At 47.9% G+C, this 2,980-nt stretch carries 5 protein-coding genes; 3 read left to right on the forward strand and 2 right to left on the reverse strand.

Annotation, left to right across the window (positions count from 1 at the left end; genetic code table 11):
* Positions 1 to 24: 24 nt before the first annotated feature.
* The 3 genes from MXE41_RS12815 to MXE41_RS12825 all read left to right on the forward strand — a co-directional run bounded on the left by MXE41_RS12815 (position 25) and on the right by MXE41_RS12825 (position 2,016).
* A complete protein-coding gene (locus MXE41_RS12815; protein WP_348647442.1) occupies positions 25 to 858 on the forward strand; it encodes an Rpn family recombination-promoting nuclease/putative transposase in 834 nt (277 codons plus the stop codon).
* Positions 859 to 1,068: 210 nt separating this feature from the next.
* Positions 1,069 to 1,431: a hypothetical protein gene (locus MXE41_RS12820; RefSeq protein WP_247100864.1), complete on the forward strand. Its 363-nt coding sequence runs from the start codon at positions 1,069 to 1,071 to the stop codon at positions 1,429 to 1,431.
* 210 nt (positions 1,432 to 1,641) lie between these two features.
* Positions 1,642 to 2,016, forward strand: coding sequence for a hypothetical protein (locus MXE41_RS12825; RefSeq protein WP_247100866.1), 375 nt, complete (start codon positions 1,642 to 1,644; stop codon positions 2,014 to 2,016).
* Between the two features lie 131 nt (positions 2,017 to 2,147).
* Here the strand turns inward: MXE41_RS12825 and MXE41_RS12830 are convergent, their stop codons facing one another.
* Together MXE41_RS12830 and MXE41_RS12835 are read right to left on the reverse strand one after the other, a co-directional pair.
* Complete coding sequence (locus MXE41_RS12830) at positions 2,148 to 2,426, reverse strand: hypothetical protein (protein ID WP_247100868.1); 279 nt, start codon at positions 2,424 to 2,426, stop codon at positions 2,148 to 2,150.
* A 123-nt stretch (positions 2,427 to 2,549) separates the two neighbouring features.
* Positions 2,550 to 2,816, reverse strand: a complete 267-nt coding sequence (locus tag MXE41_RS12835; RefSeq protein ID WP_247100869.1) for a hypothetical protein — start codon at positions 2,814 to 2,816, stop codon at positions 2,550 to 2,552.
* Positions 2,817 to 2,980: the final 164 nt, after the last annotated feature.

The following is a 2,980-nucleotide window of genomic DNA, read 5'->3' on the forward strand; positions in this document are numbered from 1 at the left end:
GTCAAAATCAAGCTGCTTTCAGGTATTGTCACTTACTTCCATTTCGAATTCCAGTCAAGTATCTCTGACTACATGCTATACAGAATGTTGGAATACCGTCTGGCCATTTTGCGTGAATGGCCTGGGTTCAATCCTCGCAAAAGGTTAGATGTGTTTCCGCATGTATATCAGTTCATGATTTATACTGGCACTCAATCATTTCCCCAGGCTACCGAGCTGTTTGACAGCAGTAACATGGTTCCTGGTGTTGACATGGCGCTCAGAGCTGATTACATCTATAAGCACATCAGCCTGATAGACAAAGGTGGTGTAGCCTGGCTTGTTAAGCAGAACAGCCTTGCTGCCCTGCTGCTGGCACTGCAGGTTGATGAAAGACCAAATCCAGGAACAAGAGACATTATCAGGGCTATCTGTGATAAGCTTAAGGGGGCAGAAAGCGACATCATTGACGATGTCTTTAATTACTGCAAATTCTATGTTGTGGATATGTCCAGCTTCCGTGAGCTTGGACCAGGGCTTACTTCAAATAATTGGGAGTCTTTAATGGTATATATCGACGAGCGCTGGAAAGCCTACGATGAGCAGCTGATTGCTGATGCCATTGCCGATGCCACCCCTGGCATCTCTAAGAAGGCTGTTGCCGATGCTTTCAGCAAACATAATAAGAATCTTTGCAAGTTGATTATTGATCAGTTGTGCACCCGTTTTGGCAATGTCACTGACAGGCTGAAAAGCCGTCTCAATGCAGTGAAGTCACCGGATACCCTGGCTTCATTCATTGTTCTGGCCACCAGTGTCAAAAGCATCAAGGACTTCGAGAAGAATCTTGAAGACACGCTTCAACATCAGCATGCATAATCAGGCCAGTCTATCTGGACCTCTTGAGTTAAGGCAGCCCCTGGGCTGCCTTAACTGTACATGACAAAGACACCTTAACCTGTGGCGCTGATAACAGCTCAAGTGTCCCTGAGCCAGCCTATACAGCCTCAGGCATTCATCCCGGCACATTCAGCATATGGCCATGTCTGACCTGGACCGGGGCTTACTTCAAATAATTGGGAGTCTTTAATGGTATATATCGACGAGCGCTGGAAAGCCTACGATGAGCAGCTGATTGCTGATGCCATTGCCAAGGCCAAACCTGGCATCATTGCCGACGCCATTGCCGATGCCACTCCTGGCATCATTGCTGAAGCCGAAGCTGGCATAATTGCCGATGCTTTCAGAAAACATAATAAGTATGTTTGCAAGTTGATTATTGAGCAGTTGTGCACCCGTTTTGGCAATGTCACTGACAGGCTCAAAAACCGTCTCAATGCAGTGAAGTCACCAGATACCCTGGCTTCATTTATTGTTCTGGCCACCAGTGTCAAAAGCCTCAAGGACTTCGAGAAGAATCTTGAAGACACGCTTCAACATCAGCATGCATAATCAGGCCAGTCTATCTGGACCTCTTGAGTTAAGGCAGCCCCTGGGCTGCCTTAACTGTACATGACAAAGACACCTTCACCGCTGGCGCTGATGACAGCTCCAGTGTTCCTGAGTCAGCCCATACAGCCTCAGGCATTCATCCCGGCACATTCAGCATATGGCCCTGGCTGACCTGGACCAGGGCTAACTTCAAATAATTGGGAGTCTTTAATGGTATATATCGACGAGCGCTGGAAAGCCTACGATGATCAGCTGATTGCCAAGGCCAAAGCTGGCATCATTGCCGAAGCCAAAGCTCGCATCATTGCCGATGCCAAACCTGGCATCATTGCTGAAGCCACTCCTGGCATCTCTAAGAAGGCTGTTGCCGATGCTTTCAGAAAACATAATAAGTATGTTTGCAAGTTGATTATTGAGCAGTTGTGCACCCGTTTTGGCAATGTCACTGACAGGCTGAAAAGCCGTCTCAATGCAGTGAAGTCACCAGATACCCTGGCTTCATTCATTGTTCTGGCCACCAGCGTCAAAAGCATCAAGGACTTCGAGAAGAATCTTGAAGACACGCTTCAACATCAGCATGCATAATCAGGCCAGTCTATCTGGACCTCTTGAGTTAAGGCAGCCCCTGGGCTGCCTTAACTGTACATGACAAAGACACCTTCACCGCTGGTAAATATATCACCTGCCTTTGCAGGCTGAGGCTTGCAGTTACCTGCTTATGCAGGCCTGCTCCGTGCTATAAGGTTGAGTACCTCGTCCTTTTCTCTGGTAAGAGCTGCATTTTGAATGCTTCGCATAACAGCAAGGTCCTTAATTTCTCTCAGTGCTGCCAGTGACTCATCAGGCATACCACCAAACCTGAAGTCCATGATGTCTTTAATTGAGTCAGCTCTGCCTATTACAATACCTTCATCAATGCCCAGTGCAACGCCTTCATCGTAGGCTTCCTGGGCAATACGCTTATAGCTGGCTTCAATTCTGCTTCTTAAATCCATTTGTCAGGTTCTCGTTAGTTGCTGTCCTGCAAGATAGCTTAAGGGCAGCCAAGAGGCTGCCCCTGTTTACTACCGGTAAATATATCACCATGCCTTTGCACGCAGAGGCCTGCAGCTACGTGCTTAAGCAGGCCTGCTCTGTGATATAAGGTTGAGTACCTCGTCCTTTTCTCTGGTAAGAGCTGCATTTTGAATGCTTCGCATAACAGCAAGGTCCTTAATTTCTCTCAGTGCTGCCAGTGACTCATCAGGCATACCACCAAACCTGAGGACCATGATGTCTTTAATTGAGTCAGCTCTGCCTATTACAATGCCTTGTGCAATGCCTTCATCGTAGGCTTCCTGGGCAATGCGCTTATAGCTGGCCTCAATTCTGCTTCTTAAATCCATTTGTCAGGTTCTCCTTAGTTGCTGTCCTGCAAGATTTCCTTAGGGCAGTGAAGGGAAGCCCTGAGGCTGCTCCTGGTTACGACCTGTAAAGATTACCCTGCCTTTGCAGGACGAGGCCTGCAGCTACGTGCTTAAGCAGACCGGCTCTGTGCTATAAGGGTGAG

Origin of the sequence: Anaerobiospirillum sp. NML120449, assembly GCF_023051105.1 — a bacterium.
In the GTDB taxonomy this organism is placed as follows: domain Bacteria; phylum Pseudomonadota; class Gammaproteobacteria; order Enterobacterales; family Succinivibrionaceae; genus Anaerobiospirillum.